This window comes from Ruegeria sp. R8_1 (assembly GCF_017743815.1).
GTDB lineage: Bacteria > Pseudomonadota > Alphaproteobacteria > Rhodobacterales > Rhodobacteraceae > Ruegeria > Ruegeria lacuscaerulensis_A.
In genome coordinates this window covers 139,355-160,154 of record NZ_JAGHRL010000003.1, presented here as the reverse complement: position 1 = coordinate 160,154, position 20,800 = coordinate 139,355, and the positions used below count along the sequence as shown (strand labels likewise).

Genomic DNA, 20,800 nt, shown 5'->3' with positions numbered 1-20,800 from the left:
GAAGGCAGATTTGTTTCCTGCCGCCCCGTTTTCCTGCATGTGCTGGACAAAATGCCCATCCTGTGACAAGAGCCGCGCCAACAGGAGACACCTATGACAACCACCCGTTTCGCCCCGTCGCCCACCGGTTACATCCATGTGGGCAACCTGCGCACCGCGCTGATGAATTATCTGATCGCTCGCAAGGCAGGCGGCACGTTCATCCTGCGCATCGACGACACCGATCCCGAGCGGTCGAAGGAAGAATATGTCGACGCGATCAAGCAGGATCTGGAGTGGCTGGGTTTGCATTGGGACCGGGTCGAGCGTCAGTCCGACCGTCTGGACCGCTATGCCGAAGCAGCCGACAAGCTGCGCGAGATGGGTCGTTTCTATGAGGCGTTCGAGACACCGACCGAGCTGGACCTGAAGCGCAAGAAGCAGCTGAACATGGGCAAGCCGCCGGTCTACGACCGCGCGGCGCTGGATCTGTCGGAGACCGAGAAAGAAGCCCTGCGCGCCGAGCGCGGTAATGGCGTGTGGCGCTTCAAGCTGGATCACGAGCGGATCGAGTGGAATGATGGCATTCTGGGCGACATCTCGATTGATGCGGCGTCAGTGTCCGATCCGGTGCTGATCCGGGGGGATGGTCAGGTTCTGTATACAATCGCGTCGGTGGTCGACGATACCGAGATGGGCGTGACCGATGTGGTGCGCGGATCAGATCATGTGACCAATACTGCGACGCAGATTCAGATCATTCAGGCGCTGGGTGGAGACTGCCCGCGCTTTGCGCACCATTCGCTGCTGACTGGCCCGCAGGGTGAAGCGCTGTCGAAACGTCTGGGTACGCTGGCCTTGCGTGATCTGCGCGAACAGGGCGTGCAGCCGATGGCTCTGCTCAGCTTGATGGCGCGTCTGGGGTCCTCTGATCCGGTCGAATTGCGTTCGGACATGGCCGAGCTGATTGACGGGTTTGACATTGGCCGTTTTGGCGCGGCGCCGACCAAATTCGACGTGCAGGACCTGTTTCCGCTGACCGCAAAACACTTGCAATCGTTGGCGCTGGCCGATGTGGCCGATGCGGTCGCCGATGCGGGTGTCCCGGCTGAGCTGGCCGAGTCGTTCTGGGCCATGGCGCGCGAGAACATCACGACTCTGGCTGATCTTAAGGGTTGGTGGGATCTTTGCCGCGACGGGGCCGAACCTTTGATCGCTGACGAAGACCAGGCATTCATCGCCGAAGCCGTTGCGCTGCTGCCAGAAGGCCCGTTTGACGGTGAAACCTGGGGTGCCTGGACCAAGGCCGTCAAAGAGGCAACAGGTCGCAAAGGTAAGGGGCTTTTCATGCCGTTGCGCAAAGCGCTGACAGGGATGGAGCGCGGACCGGAAATGGCGACTTTGCTGCCCTTGCTGCAAGTGATCCGCGCGCGCGGGTGATAAACGCGCTCTGCGGCGCACGTATTTTCTACCAAAGAATGGCCGGGCAAGCGTTCCCGGCCTTTCTTACAAAGAGTGGACCAGTTTTGCAGAAAGATGCTGCAGGCGGGTATCCACAAATTCGGTCTCGTTCGGTTTCAACTGCTGGTGGCGCGGATAGCGAGGTTCGGCGCGGTCGTTCAGGATCGGAGCATCCCATCCATCAGTGGTGGCAAAAAAGCGGTCCGCCCCGGCTTCGCCAAAGGCCCGCAGATAGCCTTGCACAACCACATCGATATAGCTGAGCAGCAAGGGATGGCAATTGGTCGGTTCGGCGTGACGGCCATGAGGCACTGCATAGACGGCGATTTCCACATCGTGAGTCAGGGGATGTGTCACGGCTTGGGTTGCGGGTACCCGGTCATAGGCCCATTCGCGTTCATCCAGAGCGGCCCAATCGTTTCGAGGCACATGCGCGATCATACCTTCGATTTCGCTGTCCGGGTCCGGAATGGCCGTTAGAAATGCCACCGGGCGAAGGTCCGTATGCCTCCAAGCGCGACGCCAGCCCTTCAGGCGGGCAGGGCGGGCACCCGGAAAATCGTGGGTCGCAAGGTTGACCAGGCTTCCGTAGCCAAAGAAGTATGGGTCTGCCATGTGCCGCTGTGTCCTTTGCGCCGATTGATGTATGTCAAACCGCTTTTTTGCCGGACATGCAATAAGGTCGCATCTTGAAATTTGGGAGGCGACCATGCGCATTACCAAACGGACGAATATTGCGGTGCGCCTGCTGATGTATTGTGCCGCGCATCAGGACAGGCTTGTGACCAAATCCGAGATTGCCGAAGTGTGCAACATCTCGGAAAACCACTTGGCGCAGGTGATCAATCAACTGAGTCAGCTTGACTATCTCAGCACGCAAAGGGGTCGAAACGGAGGCATGACGCTTGCCAGACCCGCTGACCAGATTCGTATCGGGTCGGTCTTTCGCCATGTCGAAGGGAATCTGCCGCTGGCCGAGTGCTTTGCCGATGCAGACAACACGTGCCCATTGACCGATGCGTGCCGTTTGCGGTTGGCGCTGCAAGATGCTGCCGAAGTGTTTTATGCGTCGTTAGATGACATCACGCTGGACGCGCTGGTATGCGACAACGACCAACTGTTGCAGATACTGCAACCCGTGGCCTGCGTGCGATAGGATCAGTCGCTGGCGCGCAGAATACGGGCGGGTCTCACGGCGAGAGGGCGCAAAGCGAAGATCAGACCTGCGCCCAGCGTGACCAGAATTCCGGCCAGAACAATGCCGATGGCCGAGGGCCAGATGACCGCAAAACGGGTGTCAAAAATATAGGTGGCAACTGCCCATCCACCCAGAATACCCGTCAACAGCGCCACGCTTCCGGCAGCTGCCCCCAAGAGAGCTGCGCGCATGGTGAAGCTGAACAGGATGCGACGCCGGTCAGCGCCCAGCGTTTTCAGGATCGCGGCTTCATATCGTCGGGCCGGTTCGCCCGCCGCAGCGGCGCCGATCAAAACCAGAAACCCGGTCAACAGCGATACGCCCGCACCGTAAGACGTTGCAGCGGCCAGACCGGCCAGTAGGTTTGACACCCGGTCAATTGCGTCGCGCACCCGAATGGCAGTGATATTGGGAAACTGCCCGGCAAGGTCACGTAATATCGGGCCTTCGGCCTGTTCTTCGGCGTAGACTGTCGCGATGAAACTGTGCGGTGCTCCGGCCAAGGCGGACGGGTTTATCGACATGATGAATCCCATGCCAGCATTGGAAAAGTCGACTTCGCGCAGGGATGTCAGCTCTGCCGTGATGTCGCGCCCGAGGATGTTGACTGTCAGCATGTCGCCAAGGTTAAGCCCCATCTCTTCGGCTTCTTCTGCGGCGAAACTGACCTGAGGGGGACCTGCATAGTCCTCGTCCCACCAGTCCCCTTTGGTGATACGTGCGTTGCTTGGTGGCGTTGCTGAATACGTAACGCCTCGGTCGCCGTCCAGAACCCAGTGGTCACCCGCCACATCACGCGCAGGGCTGCCGTTGATCTGAGTGATGATGCCGCGCAGCATCGGAGCACTCTCGATGCGGTTGACCGCCGGGTCGGTTTCCAGACGTTCGAGAAAGCCGGGCATTTGGTCTTTTTGGATGTCTACGAAAAAATACGACGGTGCCACATCCGGCAGATTTCCCGAGATCGCATTGCGAAGTGTGCCGTCGATCTGGCCAACTGCCGCCAAAACAGACAACCCCAACCCAAGCGAAAGAACAACCGATGCCGCCCCTTCCCGTGGATCGGAAATGGCCGACAGCGCCCATCGCATTGCGGGTTTACCGCGGGCCCAGGGGGCGCTGATACGAGCCAGCTTTCGGATGGCAAATGCGGATAGGGCCAACAGAGCCAGCGCGCCGACCAACCCTCCGGAAGTCCAGAGCGTCAGGCGGGTCGATCCGCTGAACCAAGCTGCAGAGGCAACAAGCAATCCCAGCCCGATGACCGTCGCCACTAGGAATACAGGGCGCGGAAAAACGCGTGCCGATGAAAGGGCATCGCGGAAGAGTGTTGCCGCGCGGACCTGTTCAGTGCGGGCCAATGGCCAAAGGGTAAACAAAAACGCAGTTAGCACTCCATAAAGTGCCGCCTCGGCCAGCGGTTTGGGGTAGATAGAAAACACTGCGGGTACGGGCAGGCGCGCCTCGATCAATGGGGCAAGAAGCACGGGTGTCAGACCACCCAGCACAAGGCCCAGCAGGATGCCGATTCCAGACAGGATCCCGATCTGGATCATATAGGTTTGGAAAATTGTCGCTCGATCCGCACCCAGTGTGCGCAGCGTCGCGATCGTTTCCGTTTTTTGCGACAAATAGGCCCGTACGGCGGCTGATACGCCGATGCCTCCGACCGCCAGTCCGGACAGGCCAACCAATACCAGAAACGCGCTGAGCCTATCTACGAACTCGGCGATGCCGGGTGCCCCGTTTCGGGCGTCGGTCCATCGCATTCCGGTGCCGTCGAACGTCTTGTCTGCGGTCGTGGCCAGCTGGGCAAGGTCAGTGTCGCGTGGCAAGTCCAACCGGTATTTGGTTGAAAACAGTGTTCCGGGTGCCAACAACCCCGAACTGCCCAAATCCTCGGTGCGAACCAGTGTGCGTGGGCCCAGCCCGAACCCGTCTGCCGCTCCGTCAGGTTCGTGGATAAGTGCAGCTGTCAGCACAAAGTCTTGCGAGCCAAGAGCAAAAGTTTGGCCCACCGAAAGGTTCAATCGGTTCATTAAAGACGGGTCCATGACCGCACCGGGCAAACCCCGATCACCCTCAAGCGCCTGAGACAGAGTCATGGTGGGCTCTAATAGGGTTTCGCCCACCAAAGGATAGGAATCGTCCACGGATTTTACTTGCGTCAGCGCGCGCTGCGCGGCCTCTGCCTGCCCGGTTACGGCCATCGACCGGAAATCGACGACTTCGGAGGTTGCCTCGGCTGCCTGTGCCATCCAAGCACGCTCATCGTCGGACGCGAAGCGATAGGTGAACTCTAACTGTGCGTCTCCGCCCAACAACGCGGCGCCTTCCTGTGACAGGCCGCTCTGAATTGCGTATCTGACCGAGCCAACAGCTGCGATGGCAGCCACCCCAAGCGCCAGACAGGCAAGGAAAACGCGGAAACCACGTAAGCCGCCGCGCAATTCGCGCCGCGACAGCCGCCCCGCAAGGCGCAGGCTCATTCGGCGGCCTCTTGCCGTGTGTCTTCGGTAATCCTGCCATCGCGCAGCCGGATCACACGGTCGCACCTACGGGCCAGGCTATGGCTGTGGGTTACAAGGACCAATGTCGCGCCGTGGCGGTCCCTTAGGTCAAACAGAAGATCGACGATTGCCGCGCCGTTGGTTTCATCAAGGTTTCCAGTGGGCTCATCCGCCAGCAATATTTTCGGTCGAGGAGCAGCCGCGCGCGCAAGTGCGACGCGCTGTTGTTCGCCACCTGACAGCTGTGCAGGGTAATGGTCGTGCCGGTGGGAAAGGCCGACTGCATCCAATTCCGCTTGCGCACGAGAGAATGCATCTTTCTGGCCGGCAAGTTCCAGCGGCGTTGCTACATTTTCCAATGCCGTCATGGTTGGGATCAGGTGAAAGTTCTGGAACACAACGCCCATCGTGTTTCGACGGAACCGAGCCAAAGCATCTTCGTCCATACGGCTCAAGTCCTGGCCGAGAGCGCTGATCTTGCCGCTGGTTGCCCGTTCCAATCCACCCATCAGCATCAGCAGTGAAGACTTGCCAGACCCGGACGGCCCAACCAGCCCCAGAGTTTCATTCTGAGCAACCGAAAGAGTGATGTCATGCAGGATATCCACCCGACCGGCATTGCCATCCAGCGATAAAGCGGCATGTTCAAGGGACAGAACTGGTAGAGTCATAGGGCAATCCAAAGCGGGGGCGTTGATGACTGATATGGAGCGGTTATGATGTTGCGCAAGGCTTTGATCACGGTGCTTTTTGCCTGCTGGGGCGTCATGGCAACAGCGGAAACCGTTGTAATTGCCGCATTGGGGGATTCCCTGACTCAAGGGTACGGCCTGCCAGAGCGTGATGGGTTTGTGCCGCAACTTGGCCGTTGGCTTGAAGGTCAGAATGCTGACATCCGCTTGATCAACGCCGGTGTTTCAGGCGACACAACCGCTGGCGGTGCTGCAAGGGTGGGTTGGACCCTGACCCCCGAAGTTGACGGGTTGATCGTCGCACTCGGTGGAAATGACCTTTTGAGGGGAATCGATCCGGCCGTTTCACGCGCCAATCTTGCAGCCATCCTGAAAACCGCGCAGGAAGCGGGTGTTGAGGTCTTGCTGGTCGGCATGCAGGCCCCGGGCAACTACGGGGCCGAATATAAGGCGGCCTTCGATCAGATGTACCCTGATCTGGCGCAGCAATTTGGCACCGCCTATGCCCCCAGCTTTTTCACGGGTCTCACATCTGACGCAGACCCGAATGCAGCGCGTCGATTTATGCAACCTGACGGCATCCACCCCAATGCCGAAGGCGTTGCGTTAATCGTTCAGGACCTTGGGCCTTACGTTCTGGATCTTGCCGATTAAGCCGTAGGATGGATCAAACAACCGTAACCACGGTTCCGATCGGCACACGTTCGTAAAGATCGACAACATGTGAATTCAGCATCCGGATGCATCCGTTAGATGCGGCGGTGCCAATCGTCTGTGGCTGCGTGGTGCCGTGAATGCGAAAATACGTGTCGACCCCGTTCTGAAACAGGTACAACGCCCGCGCGCCAAGCGGGTTGTCCCCTCCGCCGGGTTGGACGTAGTCGTTATCCTTGAAACGCGCATAGGTTACCGGCTCGCGCTCGATCATCTCGTTGGTGGGGCGCCATGTGGGCCACTCTTTCTTGACGTCGATGGTCGCTGTTCCAGTAAACTCGAGCCCTGCTTTGCCGACTCCGCAGCCATAGCGAATCGCCTTGCGCGGTTCGGTCACGAAATAGAGGTAGAAAGACCTCGGTACGACAAGAAGCTGGCCGGGCAGGAATTCTTTCTTGATCCGAACGTACTGGGGCGTCGGGTCGTATTCAGCAGTCTTCGTTTTTGCTGATGCAACGCCCGGCACAAGGCTTAGGGCGGTGGCGCTTGTCATGAAGCTTCGGCGTGTGAACATGTCTTATCTCTTCACTCGAAAAACAAAATCTTGAACAGAGTGTCGGAATGATATCCGATCCGGTCAATCTGCGGTGAAGAGTAACTGAAATGTGATGTCGTCAACGGGCCACACTATTCGGGCCCGTTGAGAAAAAGGGCAGAGGAAAGCCTCTGCCCTTTCAATGGCTTATGCCAGTTGAATGTCGTCGGCGCTTTCGCGGCCGTCACGACCCGAGCGCAGCTCGTACGTGACTTTCTGGTTGTCGGCCAGACCGGTCAGGCCCGAACGCTCGACAGCCGAGATGTGAACGAAGATGTCTTTGCCGCCATCTTCGGGTGCGATGAAGCCGTAGCCTTTGGTGGTGTTGAACCATTTAACGGTGCCTGCGGGCATATCCGTATTCTCCTGTTTGGTGCTGCCCACGGGGATGCGGCAGCCTGGCGTCGTAGTCTGGATCGAATGACTGAGCGCCGAAAAAGGAGACAGTAGGTCGAAATAGAAAAACGTTAGCCCTTTGGATATGGCATCGGGGTGGCCTCGTGGCAAGGGTGGAATGTGGCGGTAAGTGACTAAGGACCAAAGCTATTTGGGGTTTCCGAAAACATATATCCTGTTACTGCTCTGACAAATCATTGGCACCAAATGATTAGATAACTATATGATAGGGCTTCATAATTTTTGAGTTCCTCGGATTGTATAGCTCGTTCAATATCCCTAGATGTTGTTCGTCGGATAGTTAAGGAAGGGCTGAGAATTGGCCGAAAATACAGAGTTTAAACAAAACGTCGTTGCTCTTGTTTATGATTTTGATGGGACACTGAGCCCAGAAGCCATGCAGCACTATGGCGTGCTGCCTGAGCTTGACGTGGCCCCCAAAGATTTTTGGGCAGATGTGAAATCCAAGCGCGTCGAAGAAAATTCAGAAGAACTTCTTGTCTATATGCGCGAGATGATCGCGATATCAGAGGCTAAGAGAGTCAGGCTAGACAGAAGTAAGTTCAACGAGCACGGAAAAGAAATTAAATTTTTTGACGGTGTTTCGGAGTGGTTTTCCAGAATTGAGGAGTTTGCAAAAGGCTTAGCTGGCGATGCTGATGTTCAGTTGGAACACTACGTAGTATCTTCGGGCCTCAGAGAAATGATTGAAGGCTGTGACATCTCTCATCACTTCAAAGAGATATATGCCTGTGAATTTTATTATGATCAGTACGGCCATCCCAAATGGCCAGCGAGAGTAATATCCGATACTTCCAAGACGCAGTATTTATTTAGGATAAACAAGGGTGTCTTGGATGTTAACGAAAGTATAAACTCGCACATGCCGAGACAAGAGCGGCGGATTCCATTCGACAATATGATCTATTTTGGCGATGGTGACACCGATGTTCCCAGCATGGCGGTTGTCATGCAAAACGGCGGGCACGCTGTTGCCGTGCATAAGCCAGGAGAAAGTCACGAAAAGTGCCTCAAACTTAAGGAGGCAAAGAGAATCGACTACTTTTGTCCAGCAGACTTTAGAGAAGATTCAGAGTTGGATAGGCTGGTTAAAGACACACTGAGGGTGATCGTTTCAAGAGTGGCTCTGAGGCAGCGAATTTTTGAACTGCCACCAAGAGGAGAAATTCGAGGGTAGAGAAACTCTACCCTCGAATATTGGCTCAACGCGCAAACTTCTTATGCTTCAACCGCTTGGGCTCCAGCGCATCCGGTCCCAGACGGCGCTTTTTGTCCTCTTCGTAATCCTCGAAGTTGCCCTCGAACCACTCCACATGGGCATCACCCTCAAACGCCAGAATATGCGTGCAAATCCGGTCGAGGAAGAAGCGGTCGTGCGAGATCACCACGGCGCAGCCTGCGAAATCGACCAGCGCGTCTTCCAGCGCGCGCAGGGTTTCGACGTCCAGATCGTTGGTCGGTTCGTCGAGCAGTAGAACGTTGCCGCCCTCTTTCAGCAGGCGGGCCATGTGAACGCGGTTGCGCTCACCGCCGGACAGCAATGAGACCTTTTTCTGCTGGTCACCGCCCTTGAAGTTAAACGACGAGCAATAGGCGCGGGAATTGACCTGCGCGTCGCCCAGTTGGATGATCTCGGCACCGCCGGTGATCGCCTCCCACACGGTATCGTTGTCGGCAAGGTCATCGCGGGACTGGTCAACATAGGACAGCTCGACCGTGTCACCCAGTGTGATGGTGCCGCTGTCGGGCTGTTCCTGACCGGTGAGCATTTTGAACAGGGTCGATTTACCGGCACCGTTGGGGCCGATGACACCGACGATGCCGCCGGGGGGCAGGGCAAAGTCCAGCCCTTCGATCAGTTGCTTGTCGCCCATGTGCTTGGACAGACCCTCGACCTCGATCACTTTGCCGCCAAGGCGCTGGCCGTTGGGGATGACGATCTGGGCGCGGGTCAGCTTTTCGCGCTCGGACTGTTCGGCCAGTTCGTTATAGGCGTTGATCCGGGCCTTAGATTTGGCCTGACGGGCCTTCTGGCCCTGACGCATCCATTCCAGTTCGCGCTGCAGCGTCTTCTGTTTGGACTTGTCCTCGCGCGCCTCCTGCTCCAGCCGTTTGGCCTTTTGTTCCAGCCACGCCGAGTAGTTGCCCTCGTACGGAATGCCACGGCCGCGGTCGAGTTCCAGAATCCAGCCGGTGATGTCATCCAGGAAGTAACGGTCGTGGGTGACGATCAGGATGGTGCCTTTATAGTCGATCAGGTGCTGTTGCAGCCAGGCGATGGTCTCGGCGTCCAGGTGGTTGGTCGGTTCGTCGAGCAGCAGCATGTCGGGCGCTTCGAGCAGCAGCTTGCAGAGCGCTACGCGGCGTTTCTCACCACCCGAAAGGTTGGCGATGTTGGCGTCGTCCGGCGGGCAGCGCAGCGCCTCCATCGAGACGTCGATCTGGCTGTCGAGATCCCAGAGGTTCTGGCTGTCGATCTCGTCCTGCAGCTTGGCCATCTCATCGGCTGTTTCGTCCGAGTAATTCATGGCGAGATCGTTGTAACGGTCGAGGATCGCCTTCTTCTCGGCCACGCCCAGCATAACGTTTTCGCGGACGGTCAGCGATTCATCCAGCTGCGGTTCCTGCGGCAGATAGCCGACCTTGGCACCTTCGGCGGCCCATGCCTCGCCGGTGAAATCCTTGTCGAGACCGGCCATGATCTTCATCAGGGTCGATTTACCCGCGCCGTTGACGCCGACAACACCGATTTTCACGCCGGGCAGAAAGCTCAGGTGGATGTTTTCAAAGCACTTCTTGCCACCGGGATAGGTCTTGGAGACACCCTGCATGTGGTAGACATATTGATAGGCGGCCATGTCGCGTCCTCTGGGTCGGGGAAATTGGGTTGATCCGCTTGATATCCAAGCGGGGCGGGCGGGGCAAGCTGGTGGTTTTGTGAATTTTGCATTCGGATGTGCGGCGGTAGTTGTCCGATTGTAGCAAAGGGGGGAAGCATGGCGGATTTGGCGGAACTGATTGCAGGTTGGGCCAAGCCGGGTCGGCTGGAATGGATTGGTCTGCGACCTGATCGCAGGGCCGAGGTTCAACCGGTCGATACTGTTTTGATCTCCGCCGATGGTTTGGAAGGCGACCGCGCTCGTGCGGGCAAACGGGCGGTGACGCTGATCCAGCAGGAGCATCTGGTCGCGATTGGATCGTATCTGGGTCGCGGGCCGGTTGCGCCTGAAATCTTGCGGCGCAATCTGGTTGTCTCAGGGATCAATCTGGCCGCTCTCAAGGGGCGTGAGGTGCAAGTCGGTGAAGCGATTTTGCGCTTTACCGTGATCTGCGCGCCCTGCAGCCGGATGGAGGAGGCTTTCGGTAAAGGCGGCTATTCTGCCGTGCGCGGCCATGGGGGCTGGTGTGCTGAAGTTGTCAAACCCGGTCGGGTCAAGCTGGGCGATGTCGTGCAGCCCGTTGATTGACAAGCCGTCCCAGTTCTGAACAACAGCAAAGGATGGAACGTTTTGCCATACCATACGCGAGGCCCGGTCAGGTAATCGGTCTGTTCGGGGGGTCTTTTGATCCACCGCATCAGGGACATGTTCATGTCACGCGAGAGGCTATGAAGGCATTTGGGTTGGATCGGGTATGGTGGCTGGTATCCCCCGGAAATCCCCTGAAAACACAGGGACCAGCGCCATTGGCGGAGCGTGTCCGCGCCGCGCAGAACGTGATGCAACATCCGCGCGTCGAGGTCACGGATATTGAAGCGGTGACGGGGACCCGGGCGACCGCAGATACTCTGGCGGCATTGCAGCGACTTTATCCGCAGGTACGGTTCGTATGGATCATGGGGGCTGACAACCTTGCCCAGTTCCACCTCTGGAAAGATTGGCGAACCATCATGGATAACGTGCCTGTCGGTGTCGTCGCACGCCCAGGTGATCGTATTTCAGCGCGAATGTCTCCGGCGGCCAAGGTCTATGCGACGTATCGCATAGACGGGCAGGCGCGGCATCTTCTGGGGCGGGCGCAGGCCCCGGCGTGGTGTTTTGTCAATGTCCCAATGCTTGATGTGAGTTCAACTGAACTTCGCAATCGCGGCATCACGGCGAATGGGGTGTTGCCGGAATAGCCCCCACCGGAGCATAATCCTTTTGACCGGTTGTTCGCCCGCGATCTGTAGGATTTTAATTGGCTATGGCTGATCGTTTCACACGTCGTTTTGTTTTGGCTGGCCTTGGGGCAGCGATGGCTCCGGGCGTTGCCCTGGCGAATGCACCGCTGGTTTCCCTTAGGCCGCAACTCCGGGGCGCGCAACCGCTGGGGGCGGAACGCCTGATACAGGCTGCGGGTTTGCGCGGTGAGGTTGCTTTTGCCGTTGCCGATGCGCAGACCGGGGTCGAGTTGGAAGCGGTCGGAGGAGATCTCGGCTTGCCGCCAGCGAGCGTGGCAAAAGCACTGACCGCGCTTTACGCGTTGGATGTTCTGGGCCCGGAATTCCGCTTTGAGACAAAGCTGGTTGCGGATGGCACCATTGAAAATGGCGTTTTGAATGGCGACCTGATCCTTGTGGGTGGCGGCGACCCATTGCTGGACACAGATGCGTTGGCAACGATGGCAGCCAATCTGCGCGAGGTTGGGATTACCGAAGTTCGGGGCGCATTCAAAGTGTATGATGGGGCGTTGCCTTACGTGTTCAGCATTGATCCGGGGCAACCTGACCATTTGGGTTACAGCCCTTCAATCAGCGGGATATCCCTGAACTTCAACCGTGTTCATTTTGAGTGGAAACGGGCCGGAACCAACTACGATGTGACCATGGATGCGCGCAGCGCGCGGTATAAGCCTGCGGTGGACATGGCGACGATGTGGGTCGAAGCCCGCAAGGCCCCGATCTACACCTATGAAGCCAGTGCCCGGCAGGATCGCTGGACCGTGGCGCGCGCTGCCCTTGGCAACGGCGGAGCGCGATGGTTACCGGTGCGCAAACCCGCCCTTTATGCGGGAGATGTGTTTCGGACGCTTGCCCGGTCCAACGGGATTGTCTTGGATCGGGTTCAAGTGACGCGCCAAGCGCCAGTCGGTCTTGCTTTGGTTGTGCATAACAGCGATCAGCTGGACAGCATTTTGCGCGGAATGCTCAAATACTCGACCAATATCACCGCCGAAATGGTGGGTATGACGGCATCAAGAGCGCGTGGCGCGGAATTGCAGAGTCTGACGGATTCGGCAGATGAGATGAACCTTTGGGCCGCCGAGACTTATGGGGTTGATGGCGTCGCAATGGTGGATCACTCGGGATTGGGGGATGCGTCGCGCATAGCCCCGAGCGCTCTGGTCAAGATGCTGGTCGCGGCGCAAAAATCTGGCGCGCTGCGCCCATTGCTGAAACGGTTTAATCTAACTGACAGTCAGGGCCGACCAGTCAAGAACCACCCAATCAAAGTGGACGCCAAAACCGGAACATTGAATTTCGTGTCCGGCCTGGGTGGGTTTATTACGACGCCTGACGGGTCTGAACTGGCTTTCGCCATCTTTACCGCCGATGTTGATCATCGCGCAAAAATACCACGCTCTCAACGCGAACGCCCGTCAGGCGCACGAAGTTGGAATAGCCGGTCGCGCAGATTGCAGCGCGCCCTCATTGCAAGATGGGGAACCCTAAGCGGCAGTTAAGTCGTGTGACGCGCACGCGCGCCACGCTCGATCGCTGCAGCATGCAAGCGGTCGATATTCAACTCGTACCGGATTTCTTCCAACAAACGCAGCTCGGTTTCCGCCAGCGACCCATCAGCGGCTGCCACGTCGCAGGCCAGTGCATAGGCTGTTTCGTTCAATCGCGCGGGCAGGTTTTCGCGGATCAGGCCGAACAATGCGTCTAACCCGTCCTCTTGCTCGAACAGGTCGAACACGATTTGCGATACGCGACGGGTGCGGTCGGCATCGTATTCTGCAAAAACCGGCAGCATGTTCACCGCGCCTTCGATTTTAACCAGTTCAGCCGTGCGAATGGTTTCGTCCGATGCTGAAATCGCCACCATGATCGCAACAAGGCAATCCTGCGGTGACATCGGGTGAGGCACTTGATCGGTCATGGCGGGGTCCTGATAGAGCTGTTCTAAGCGCGCACGATAGGAGGGACCGGGATCGGGTTCAACGCATTTCGGCGGCCAAAGCGTCACAGGATGGGCAAAGGCCCGCGCGTTTTGGTCTGGCGCAGCACGAAATTGCTGCGGGTGTCGCGCACAAGGCCGGATTTCAACAGGCGTTGCATGATGAAATGTTCAAGGTCCTCGGGGGTGCGGGCGTAGACCTTCAGGATGAAATCGTGGTCCCCGGTGATCGAGGCGCATTCAACGATTTGGGCTTCGGTCTCGACCAGGCGCAGGAAGGACGCGATGCTGTCCTCTTGGTGATCTTTCAACGCGATGTGAACATAGGCGATCGCATTCAGCCCTACCGATTTTGCGGGCACCCGCGCGGCATATCCTGCGAGGACGCCCGTTGCCTCAAGATCCCTCACGCGCCGCCAGCATTGCGAGGCCGACAGCCCGGTCCGGTCGGCGAGATCCTGCATGGACAGACGCCCGTCTGACTGAAGCTCTTGTAGAATGGCGATGTCGGCAGGCTGAAGGATTTGGCTCATAATTTAAGAATTATCGAAATGTTTTGGTCAAAAATCCAGTAATTGCTCACGCCTTTAGGTCATTTTTACCACAAGTATGGGCTAAAATTCTATCGAGGAGGACGTTTCATGCCCAAATCCACCAAATACGTGGCCAAACAGGCCGACGCGCGCGGCCATATTGCTTATACTGCCGAGGAGGATGCGGTTTGGGCGGACCTTTATGCAGCGCAGCAGGAAAATGTGCAGCGCTACATGGCGCGTGAATATCTGGACGGGTTGAAGCGGTTGGAGATGCCCGAAACCCGCGTTCCGTCCTGCGCGGATATATCCGAGCGTCTTCTGGACCTGACCGGGTGGCGGGTTCAGCCGGTTCCGGCGCTGATCGGGTTCAAAACCTTTTTTGGTATGCTGGCGGATCGAGTTTTTCCTGCAGCCTCGTTCATCCGGTCGCGCGAGGATTTTGACTATATTGAAGAACCCGACATCTTTCACGAAATCTTCGGCCACACGCCCCTACTGAGCGACCCGCGTTTCGCGGCTTTCAGCCATGCGATCGGCAAGGCCGGGGTGCAGGCGGGGAACAAGGACTATGCGTGGCTGATACGCCTCTATTGGTTTTCGATTGAATTCGGATTGCGCCGACAGGACGGGCAGATCAAGGCGCTGGGCTCGGGGCTGGCGTCCTCGCCCACGGAACTGGTCTATGCTGTGGATAGCGACATTCCTGACCGGGACCCGTTCGAGATCCTGACAATCTTGCGCACGCCTTATCGGATCGACATGCACCAGATGGGGTACTTTGTACTGGGCGACCCCGAAGAACTGTTTGCCGCCGCTGATAGGGATCTGCTGGCTGATGTGCATCAGGCACAGCGTTTGGGTCTGTTGCCTAATAAGTTCCCACCGAAAGTAACGGCAGCCGAGTAAGCCGCAATCGGGGTTTCCGTTCAGAAAAACAGCGCGCTTTATTGACTCATGCTGCACCGGCACAATAGGAGGGGCCGGTCGGGTCGCATGGGGCGTCCCGCGCTGTATTTCCCGATGGAGCACCTAAAAATGTCTGAACTGCGTGAAACCGCGATGTCGTCCAAGGCCTGGCCTTTCGAAGAGGCGCGCCGGGTCCTCAAACGCTACAGACAAGGTGCGCCGGAAAAGGGGTATGTGCTGTTCCAAACCGGCTATGGCCCGTCGGGCCTGCCGCATATCGGCACCTTTGGCGAGGTCGCGCGGACCTCGATGGTGCGGCACGCGTTTGAACAGATCAGCGATATCCCGACCAAGCTGATCTGCTTCTCAGATGATATGGACGGGTTCCGGAAGGTTCCGACCAACGTGCCGATGCAGGACGAGTTGAAAGAAGACCTGCACTTGCCGCTTACCAAGGTGCGCGACCCGTTTGGCACGCATGAAGGGTTCGCCCAGCACAACAACGCGATGCTGTGCGATTTTCTGGATAGTTTTGGGTTCGAGTATGAATTTGCCTCGGCCACTGATTACTACACCAGCGGCAAGTTTGATGAGACGCTGCTGATTGCGCTGGAGCGCTTCGACAAGATACAAGAAATCATGCTGCCGACCCTCGGGCCCGAGCGGCGCGAGACCTATTCATGCTTCTTGCCGATCAGCCCGAAAACCGGCCACGTGCTGCAAGTGCCGACGCTTGAGCGCAACGTGTCCAAAGGCACCATCGTCTATCAGGAGCCTGATGGCGAAAAGGTCGAAATCCCGGTCACAGGCGGCAACGTCAAGATGCAGTGGAAGCCCGACTGGGCGATGCGTTGGGCCGCGCTGGGCGTGGACTATGAGATGTCGGGAAAAGACCTGATCGATTCAGTCACGCAATCGTCGAAAATCTGCCGGGCGCTGGGCAAACAGCCGCCCGAAGCGCTGAGTTATGAGCTGTTCAATGATGAGCAGGGGCAGAAGATCTCGAAATCCAAGGGCAACGGCTTGTCGATGGAAGAGTGGCTGACTTATGCCGCACCCGAAAGCCTGTCGTATTTCATGTATCAAAAGCCCAAGACGGCCAAGCGTCTGTATTTCGACGTCATTCCCAAGGCTGTGGACGAGTATCATCAGCAGCTGCGCGCCTATCCGGGACAAGAGCTGAAAGCACAGCTGAACAACCCTGTCTGGCATATCCATGGCGGTGCGGTTCCTGAGTCGACGCTTATGGTGCCGTTTGCCATGCTGTTGAATGTGGCTTCAGTATCTGGTGCCGAGGACAAAGAGGCGCTTTGGGGTTTCATCCGCCGCTACGCGCCGGAGGCTACGGCTGAGACCCATCCTGATCTGGATCAGGCGGCGGGCTTTGCGGTGCGCTACTTCAACGATTTCGTCAAACCAACCCGTGAGCACCGCGCACCGACGGATCAGGAACGCGAGGCGCTGGAGGCGCTAAAAGCTGCGCTTGAGGCTTATGACGGCCCGATCGAGGATGAGGCGTTGCAATCGGTGGTCTATTCCATCGGACGCGAGCGGTTCGACCCGATGCGCGGCTGGTTCACGGCGCTCTACGAAGTGCTGCTGGGTGCGTCGCAAGGCCCGCGCTTTGGCGGGTTTATCGCGCTTTATGGTGTGCCTGAAACCATCGCTCTGATCGACAAGGCGCTGGCCGGAGAACTGGTCTGATTTGACCTGATGCTGTGTGGGGCTACCCTTGGTTTAGGAGGTGGCCCCATGCGTCGACTATTGCTTGCTTTGTCCCTGAGTGCCGGTCTGGCCACGGGTGCGTTTGCCCAGAATGCCGAGATCGAGGCCAATATCGCCGCACAGATACAGGCGTTTCAGGCGGATGATTTCGCCACTGCGTTCACATTTGCCAGCCCCAATATCCAACGTCTGTTTCAGACGCCCGAGAATTTCGGCGTGATGGTCAAGCGCGGCTATCCGATGGTTTGGCGTCCGTCGGATGTGCGGTTCCTGGAACTGCGCGAAATCTCAGGGCTGCTGTGGCAGAAGGTGATGATCACCGACGTCGACGGCCGGGTGCATATTCTGGACTATCAGATGGTGCAGCGTGAAAACGGCTGGAAGATCAATGGCGTGCAGCTGTTGGGTAACGGCGATCCGTCGGCTTGATGCAACACCACCGTGCGCGGTCATGAGCGACGGTTAATTCCTTTTCTTTACTCAGGCCTATGCGTTCGGGGCGTTCCCCCGGGCACTGGGTTAATGCGCGCGGCGTTTGGCTGTGGCGCGATTGGGAAAGGGATTTCTATGAACAAGGCAATCACCGACGGCATTGTGTTCATGCCGCCTGCTTTTGCAAACGGTCTGAGCGTTTGGTCCAGCGGAGACGGCACACCGGGGTCGCCCACTTATGACGGATCGGGCACTGGCGCGTTCGTTCCTGCGGATGCGGATTTTGGCGGCTGTCTCGAGATCCTGAAGGTCAGCGCTACTCAAAAGCTGCGGTACATGGGTCAGACACCCTTGCAGCCGGGATGTTATCTTCAGATCAAAGCGAGGGTGAAAGCGATCAGCGGTCCCTTGCCCGAAGTTCGGATCGCCGCATGGGCAGGGGGTGCAGGTGACTCGCATGTGAATGGCGTGATCGAACAAGGCCCCGCGACCCAGCTTTCAGGTTATGGCAGGGTTCAGGAAATCACCGCGATTGTTGGCACGGGTCAGCGCAACGGTGTTGATATGCCGTGGGGCGTCGCAGCGCTGTACGGCCACTTCGGATTGGACTTGGTTGGGGCAAACGGTGCCGTTGTTCGCGTTGATGATATCGAGATCACCGATGTCACAAATGTTTTCCTGCGCGATATGATCAGCCTTGTCGATGTGCGTGACTTCGGTGCGATTGGTGATGGCGTCGCAGATGATACGGCTGCATTTGTGGCCGCTGATCGGGCGGCGGCCGGGCGTCGTGTTTTCGTGTCAGAAGGGACATATGCGCTGACGCAAAACACGACCATCGCCTCTGAGATCGAGTTTGAAGGCACTGTCACAATGCCTGACGACAAGATGTTGTTACTGACGAAAAACTTTGATCTGCCCGCCTACATCACGGCTTTTGGGGACGAAGAGCTGGCCTTTAAAAAGGCGTTTCAGGCGTTACTGAACAATTCGGATCATGAATCGCTAGACATGGGTGGGCGCAAAATTTCGGTCAACGGTCCGATAGATATGGCTGCGGCGGTTCCAAACCGACAGAGCGGTTTTTCGACGCGCCGCGTCATCCGAAACGGCCAGTTTGATGTGAAAAGCAATTCGGCTTGGGATACCGAAGTTTTCACTTCGGTCGCCACCTATAGCCCTTCGGACCCGACCCGCCTGACCAATGTTGCCAATGTGGCCAATATACCAGTTGGTGCGTTGGTTCAGGGAAACGGCGTTGGTCGCGAAATATATGTCCGGTCCAAAAACGTGGGTGCGGGTGAAATTAGGTTGAACGCCCCCATTTTTGACGCCGCGGGCACCCAAAACTTCACGTTTTATTCGTTCAAGTATCTTTTGGATTTCATCGGCTTTGGCACTCTGCGCAAGTTCGGCATGGAGGAGATTGAGTTTCAGTGCAACGGCCGCTGCAGCGCGATCCGGCTTGCTCCGTCCGGGAGTACTTTCGCGGTCGCCAACTGTTTCATAAGCCGTCCGAAGGACCGGGGCATCACCTCGATTGGAACGGGATGTCAGGGAATGCTGATTGATAATTGTCAGTTCCTGTCGAGCGAGGAGTCGTTCAATGTGCCGGACCGCAGGTCCATTGCCTTGAATGCGACGGCCAATGACGTCAAATTGCGACACAACCGAGCTGTCAGGTTCCAAAGTTTCGCGGTTCTGGCGGGGACGAACAACCTGGTGCTTGGTAACCATTTCTTCCAGGGGGACAGTATTGCCCGAGGCGTGCGCAGCGCAGGGCTTGTCATGATTGGCACATATAACAGCTCGACTATTTCCGAGAACTACGTCGACAACTGTTTTGTGCAATGGACGAACGAGAGGGATGCGAACCCGACTTACACGGCCGGGTTTTCGTTCAGTGCTATGACCATCACGGACAATATTTTTTACTGCAACGAGGTTGCGCCGTGGTTCAGCAATATCGTGATCCGCCCGCATGGTCCTGGGCATTTCCTGAATGGAGTCGTCATTGCTGGGAACAAATTCCGGTCGGTCAACGGAACTATTGATCGTGCTGAACGCGTGGACACGACTTTTGCGGGGCTGAACCATTTTAGGCACCTGAACGTAAGTGTCAGGGACAACACGTTTCATGGTGTTACGGCGAAGGTCGAAAATCCCTTGCGTTTGCGGTTTTCGCAGAACTCAAACTCGCAAGTGTGGGGGGTTTGGGCTCAAGGGCGTTTACCATTCGGGGGAAAAGCACGTGGGTGTGATGCGGTCACAGTCCTGGGGCCGCTGAGAAATAGTTTTGGGCAAATCGTGCATGACACGCCTTATGTCGAACTTGAGCAAGGTGCAGGCAATGACGTGATCAACCTTCGCTGGTCGCAGTCACTTCGCGGAACGGTGTCTACCATGATCCGAATGGAGGTCTGATCTGCGGGTTTCAGAAATCCGCCCATATTGCGACCTTGATGCCCGTATCATTGCGGGCATCTTTTCGTTCCAACCCCAGAACCCATGTTGTCGGTCTGTCCTGCTTGCGGATCATGACTGAGGGGCGCACACGCCAATACAACGGGTCCCCGGAGCGATAGGATGTTTCTATCTGCAACAGCGGGTTGAGCAATCTGGGTGCGGACAGGCCGGTTGTGATATCCAGTTTTCTGAACAGCGCATCATGAGTGCGGTATTCCAGCGTTGTGTCAATTGCGACCCACCCGCTGCCCCAGCCGGTCTGGAAACCTCTGCCGTAGGACAGTGTCGCCTTGTAAAGGGCCCAGGCGTCACGGTGTCGGTGATGTACTCCGACGCCGAACTCTGCTGCGAAGCGCCCTATATTGTTCAAATCGGCAACCGGAACGCGGGCGAAAACGGTGGCGTGCCCATAAATGTCTCGGTTTTCTTCAAAGTCGAAACCCAGTGTCAGGTTCTCGCGGTAGCCCCATTCCGCATACAGAGCTGACTTATAGTCATACCCATAGTCATCTTTGAAAACTGTGACCGAAGCGGCAGTGAATGCCGAGTCCTTGGCACGCAGCCAGGCGCCGGGCCACGCGGGGGACGCCACAAAAAACAGAGCAAAAAGACAGCCAAGCCGGAACATGCGCAAAGCATCGGGCAGCATGGTTAACGGATCGTTAGTTATTCTTACTTTTTCGCAAATACCGGTTTGTGGCGCACCGTTCAGGAAACCCCGGGACCTTTTTAGAACTTGTGTTAGGCTCGACCAGAACAAGGGAGATTCCAGATGCCGAACATCGCGAAAAATGCCAGCGTCCAGACCGTAATCACCACATTCGAGATGACGCCGGGCACATGTCATGACCTGCTTGAAGCGCTGACAGATGCCTATGCCGAGTTCATTTCCAAGCAACCGGGATTCATCGCCGCAGGTTTACATGTCAATGACGCGCAAACCCGGATTGCCAACTATTCGCAATGGGAGCGGCGCGAGGATTTCCTGGCCATGCTACGCACGCCGGAAATGCGCGACCGCAATCGTAGAATAAACGAAATGTGCAAAAGCTTCGAGCCGGTGATGTATGACGTTGCCGAAACATTTGGTACTTAGTGACCTAAATCAAAGCCGACCCCTTGGTATTG

The 20,800-nt window shown here is 57.2% G+C and carries 21 protein-coding genes; 12 read left to right on the top strand and 9 right to left on the bottom strand.

Annotation, left to right across the window (positions count from 1 at the left end; translation table 11 throughout):
• Positions 1 to 93 precede the first annotated feature (93 nt).
• On the top strand, positions 94 to 1,419 hold the full coding sequence (gltX, locus tag J7380_RS08100; RefSeq protein ID WP_209195276.1) for a glutamate--tRNA ligase: 1,326 nt from the start codon (positions 94 to 96) through the stop codon (positions 1,417 to 1,419).
• Positions 1,420 to 1,485: 66 nt separating this feature from the next.
• Here the strand turns inward: gltX and J7380_RS08095 are convergent, their stop codons facing one another.
• Positions 1,486 to 2,055, bottom strand: a complete 570-nt coding sequence (locus J7380_RS08095) for a gamma-glutamylcyclotransferase family protein (protein ID WP_209195275.1) — start codon at positions 2,053 to 2,055, stop codon at positions 1,486 to 1,488.
• 94 nt (positions 2,056 to 2,149) lie between these two features.
• Here J7380_RS08095 and J7380_RS08090 point away from each other — a divergent pair, with 94 nt between their 5' ends.
• Positions 2,150 to 2,596, top strand: a complete 447-nt coding sequence (locus J7380_RS08090; RefSeq protein ID WP_209195274.1) for an Rrf2 family transcriptional regulator — start codon at positions 2,150 to 2,152, stop codon at positions 2,594 to 2,596.
• 2 nt (positions 2,597 to 2,598) lie between these two features.
• Here J7380_RS08090 and J7380_RS08085 read toward each other — a convergent pair whose 3' ends face one another.
• Both J7380_RS08085 and J7380_RS08080 read right to left on the bottom strand, forming a co-directional pair.
• Complete coding sequence (locus tag J7380_RS08085; RefSeq protein WP_209195273.1) at positions 2,599 to 5,127, bottom strand: FtsX-like permease family protein; 2,529 nt, start codon at positions 5,125 to 5,127, stop codon at positions 2,599 to 2,601.
• Positions 5,124 to 5,819, bottom strand: a complete 696-nt coding sequence (locus J7380_RS08080; RefSeq protein ID WP_209195272.1) for an ATP-binding cassette domain-containing protein — start codon at positions 5,817 to 5,819, stop codon at positions 5,124 to 5,126. Before J7380_RS08080 ends, J7380_RS08085 begins: the two co-directional genes overlap by 4 nt.
• A 48-nt stretch (positions 5,820 to 5,867) precedes the next feature.
• Here J7380_RS08080 and J7380_RS08075 point away from each other — a divergent pair, with 48 nt between their 5' ends.
• Positions 5,868 to 6,494: an arylesterase gene (locus J7380_RS08075; RefSeq protein ID WP_209195647.1), complete on the top strand. Its 627-nt coding sequence runs from the start codon at positions 5,868 to 5,870 to the stop codon at positions 6,492 to 6,494.
• A 13-nt stretch (positions 6,495 to 6,507) separates the two neighbouring features.
• Here J7380_RS08075 and J7380_RS08070 read toward each other — a convergent pair whose 3' ends face one another.
• Both J7380_RS08070 and J7380_RS08065 read right to left on the bottom strand, forming a co-directional pair.
• On the bottom strand, positions 6,508 to 7,068 hold the full coding sequence (locus J7380_RS08070; RefSeq protein ID WP_209195271.1) for a L,D-transpeptidase: 561 nt from the start codon (positions 7,066 to 7,068) through the stop codon (positions 6,508 to 6,510).
• 168 nt (positions 7,069 to 7,236) lie between these two features.
• Positions 7,237 to 7,443: a cold-shock protein gene (locus tag J7380_RS08065; RefSeq protein ID WP_170350547.1), complete on the bottom strand. Its 207-nt coding sequence runs from the start codon at positions 7,441 to 7,443 to the stop codon at positions 7,237 to 7,239.
• A gap of 361 nt (positions 7,444 to 7,804) precedes the next feature.
• On the opposite strand from J7380_RS08065, the gene J7380_RS08060 reads away from it, so the two are divergent.
• Complete coding sequence (locus J7380_RS08060) at positions 7,805 to 8,683, top strand: HAD family hydrolase (protein WP_209195270.1); 879 nt, start codon at positions 7,805 to 7,807, stop codon at positions 8,681 to 8,683.
• A 25-nt stretch (positions 8,684 to 8,708) separates the two neighbouring features.
• On the opposite strand, the gene ettA is transcribed toward J7380_RS08060, so the two are convergent.
• On the bottom strand, positions 8,709 to 10,364 hold the full coding sequence (gene ettA, locus J7380_RS08055; protein WP_209195269.1) for an energy-dependent translational throttle protein EttA: 1,656 nt from the start codon (positions 10,362 to 10,364) through the stop codon (positions 8,709 to 8,711).
• Positions 10,365 to 10,502: 138 nt separating this feature from the next.
• Between ettA and J7380_RS08050 the strand changes: the two genes are divergently transcribed.
• The 3 genes from J7380_RS08050 (at position 10,503) to dacB (ending at position 13,170) form a co-directional block, all read left to right on the top strand.
• Entirely contained in the window at positions 10,503 to 10,973 is a 471-nt protein-coding gene (locus tag J7380_RS08050) for an MOSC domain-containing protein (RefSeq protein ID WP_209195268.1), read from the top strand.
• A 32-nt stretch (positions 10,974 to 11,005) separates the two neighbouring features.
• Positions 11,006 to 11,626 carry a nicotinate-nucleotide adenylyltransferase gene (locus J7380_RS08045; protein ID WP_209195267.1) on the top strand — a complete coding sequence of 207 codons (621 nt, stop codon included), beginning with the start codon at positions 11,006 to 11,008 and terminating at the stop codon, positions 11,624 to 11,626.
• A 65-nt stretch (positions 11,627 to 11,691) separates the two neighbouring features.
• A complete protein-coding gene (gene dacB, locus J7380_RS08040; protein ID WP_209195266.1) occupies positions 11,692 to 13,170 on the top strand; it encodes a D-alanyl-D-alanine carboxypeptidase/D-alanyl-D-alanine-endopeptidase in 1,479 nt (492 codons plus the stop codon).
• On the opposite strand, the gene J7380_RS08035 is transcribed toward dacB, so the two are convergent.
• Complete coding sequence (locus J7380_RS08035) at positions 13,167 to 13,589, bottom strand: tellurite resistance TerB family protein (protein ID WP_170353444.1); 423 nt, start codon at positions 13,587 to 13,589, stop codon at positions 13,167 to 13,169. The genes dacB and J7380_RS08035 overlap by 4 nt on opposite strands.
• Positions 13,590 to 13,672: 83 nt before the next feature.
• Positions 13,673 to 14,140: an Lrp/AsnC family transcriptional regulator gene (locus tag J7380_RS08030; RefSeq protein ID WP_209195265.1), complete on the bottom strand. Its 468-nt coding sequence runs from the start codon at positions 14,138 to 14,140 to the stop codon at positions 13,673 to 13,675.
• 42 nt (positions 14,141 to 14,182) lie between these two features.
• Between J7380_RS08030 and phhA the strand changes: the two genes are divergently transcribed.
• The 4 genes from phhA to J7380_RS08010 all read left to right on the top strand — a co-directional run bounded on the left by phhA (position 14,183) and on the right by J7380_RS08010 (position 19,630).
• Positions 14,183 to 15,049, top strand: coding sequence for a phenylalanine 4-monooxygenase (phhA, locus tag J7380_RS08025; RefSeq protein ID WP_280635744.1), 867 nt, complete (start codon positions 14,183 to 14,185; stop codon positions 15,047 to 15,049).
• A 129-nt stretch (positions 15,050 to 15,178) separates the two neighbouring features.
• Positions 15,179 to 16,753 (top strand): lysine--tRNA ligase, encoded by a 1,575-nt coding sequence (locus tag J7380_RS08020; RefSeq protein ID WP_209195263.1) that lies wholly within the window; start codon positions 15,179 to 15,181, stop codon positions 16,751 to 16,753.
• A 48-nt stretch (positions 16,754 to 16,801) separates the two neighbouring features.
• Positions 16,802 to 17,203 carry a DUF4864 domain-containing protein gene (locus tag J7380_RS08015; protein WP_170751680.1) on the top strand — a complete coding sequence of 134 codons (402 nt, stop codon included), beginning with the start codon at positions 16,802 to 16,804 and terminating at the stop codon, positions 17,201 to 17,203.
• A gap of 138 nt (positions 17,204 to 17,341) precedes the next feature.
• Positions 17,342 to 19,630, top strand: a complete 2,289-nt coding sequence (locus J7380_RS08010; protein ID WP_209195262.1) for a glycosyl hydrolase family 28-related protein — start codon at positions 17,342 to 17,344, stop codon at positions 19,628 to 19,630.
• Between the two features lie 10 nt (positions 19,631 to 19,640).
• On the opposite strand, the gene J7380_RS08005 is transcribed toward J7380_RS08010, so the two are convergent.
• Positions 19,641 to 20,321, bottom strand: coding sequence for a hypothetical protein (locus J7380_RS08005; RefSeq protein WP_247742461.1), 681 nt, complete (start codon positions 20,319 to 20,321; stop codon positions 19,641 to 19,643).
• Positions 20,322 to 20,444: 123 nt separating this feature from the next.
• Between J7380_RS08005 and J7380_RS08000 the strand changes: the two genes are divergently transcribed.
• Positions 20,445 to 20,768: an antibiotic biosynthesis monooxygenase family protein gene (locus J7380_RS08000; RefSeq protein WP_209195261.1), complete on the top strand. Its 324-nt coding sequence runs from the start codon at positions 20,445 to 20,447 to the stop codon at positions 20,766 to 20,768.
• Positions 20,769 to 20,800 lie beyond the last annotated feature (32 nt).

What these genes read in the sequence shown, in the direction of transcription:
- J7380_RS08065 (WP_170350547.1), bottom strand. Translation starts at nt 7,443, where the DNA reads ATGCCCGCAGGCACCGTTAAATGGTTCAACACCACCAAAGGCTACGGC.
- J7380_RS08030 (WP_209195265.1), bottom strand. Translation starts at nt 14,140, where the DNA reads ATGAGCCAAATCCTTCAGCCTGCCGACATCGCCATTCTACAAGAGCTT.
- ettA (WP_209195269.1), bottom strand. Translation starts at nt 10,364, where the DNA reads ATGGCCGCCTATCAATATGTCTACCACATGCAGGGTGTCTCCAAGACC.
- J7380_RS08020 (WP_209195263.1), top strand. Translation starts at nt 15,179, where the DNA reads ATGTCTGAACTGCGTGAAACCGCGATGTCGTCCAAGGCCTGGCCTTTC.
- J7380_RS08085 (WP_209195273.1), bottom strand. Translation starts at nt 5,127, where the DNA reads ATGAGCCTGCGCCTTGCGGGGCGGCTGTCGCGGCGCGAATTGCGCGGC.
- dacB (WP_209195266.1), top strand. Translation starts at nt 11,692, where the DNA reads ATGGCTGATCGTTTCACACGTCGTTTTGTTTTGGCTGGCCTTGGGGCA.
- J7380_RS08070 (WP_209195271.1), bottom strand. Translation starts at nt 7,068, where the DNA reads ATGTTCACACGCCGAAGCTTCATGACAAGCGCCACCGCCCTAAGCCTT.
- J7380_RS08095 (WP_209195275.1), bottom strand. Translation starts at nt 2,055, where the DNA reads ATGGCAGACCCATACTTCTTTGGCTACGGAAGCCTGGTCAACCTTGCG.
- J7380_RS08050 (WP_209195268.1), top strand. Translation starts at nt 10,503, where the DNA reads ATGGCGGATTTGGCGGAACTGATTGCAGGTTGGGCCAAGCCGGGTCGG.
- J7380_RS08000 (WP_209195261.1), top strand. Translation starts at nt 20,445, where the DNA reads ATGCCGAACATCGCGAAAAATGCCAGCGTCCAGACCGTAATCACCACA.
- J7380_RS08075 (WP_209195647.1), top strand. Translation starts at nt 5,868, where the DNA reads ATGTTGCGCAAGGCTTTGATCACGGTGCTTTTTGCCTGCTGGGGCGTC.
- J7380_RS08090 (WP_209195274.1), top strand. Translation starts at nt 2,150, where the DNA reads ATGCGCATTACCAAACGGACGAATATTGCGGTGCGCCTGCTGATGTAT.
- J7380_RS08005 (WP_247742461.1), bottom strand. Translation starts at nt 20,321, where the DNA reads ATGCTGCCCGATGCTTTGCGCATGTTCCGGCTTGGCTGTCTTTTTGCT.
- J7380_RS08080 (WP_209195272.1), bottom strand. Translation starts at nt 5,819, where the DNA reads ATGACTCTACCAGTTCTGTCCCTTGAACATGCCGCTTTATCGCTGGAT.
- J7380_RS08010 (WP_209195262.1), top strand. Translation starts at nt 17,342, where the DNA reads ATGAACAAGGCAATCACCGACGGCATTGTGTTCATGCCGCCTGCTTTT.
- J7380_RS08045 (WP_209195267.1), top strand. Translation starts at nt 11,006, where the DNA reads ATGGAACGTTTTGCCATACCATACGCGAGGCCCGGTCAGGTAATCGGT.
- gltX (WP_209195276.1), top strand. Translation starts at nt 94, where the DNA reads ATGACAACCACCCGTTTCGCCCCGTCGCCCACCGGTTACATCCATGTG.
- J7380_RS08035 (WP_170353444.1), bottom strand. Translation starts at nt 13,589, where the DNA reads ATGACCGATCAAGTGCCTCACCCGATGTCACCGCAGGATTGCCTTGTT.
- J7380_RS08015 (WP_170751680.1), top strand. Translation starts at nt 16,802, where the DNA reads ATGCGTCGACTATTGCTTGCTTTGTCCCTGAGTGCCGGTCTGGCCACG.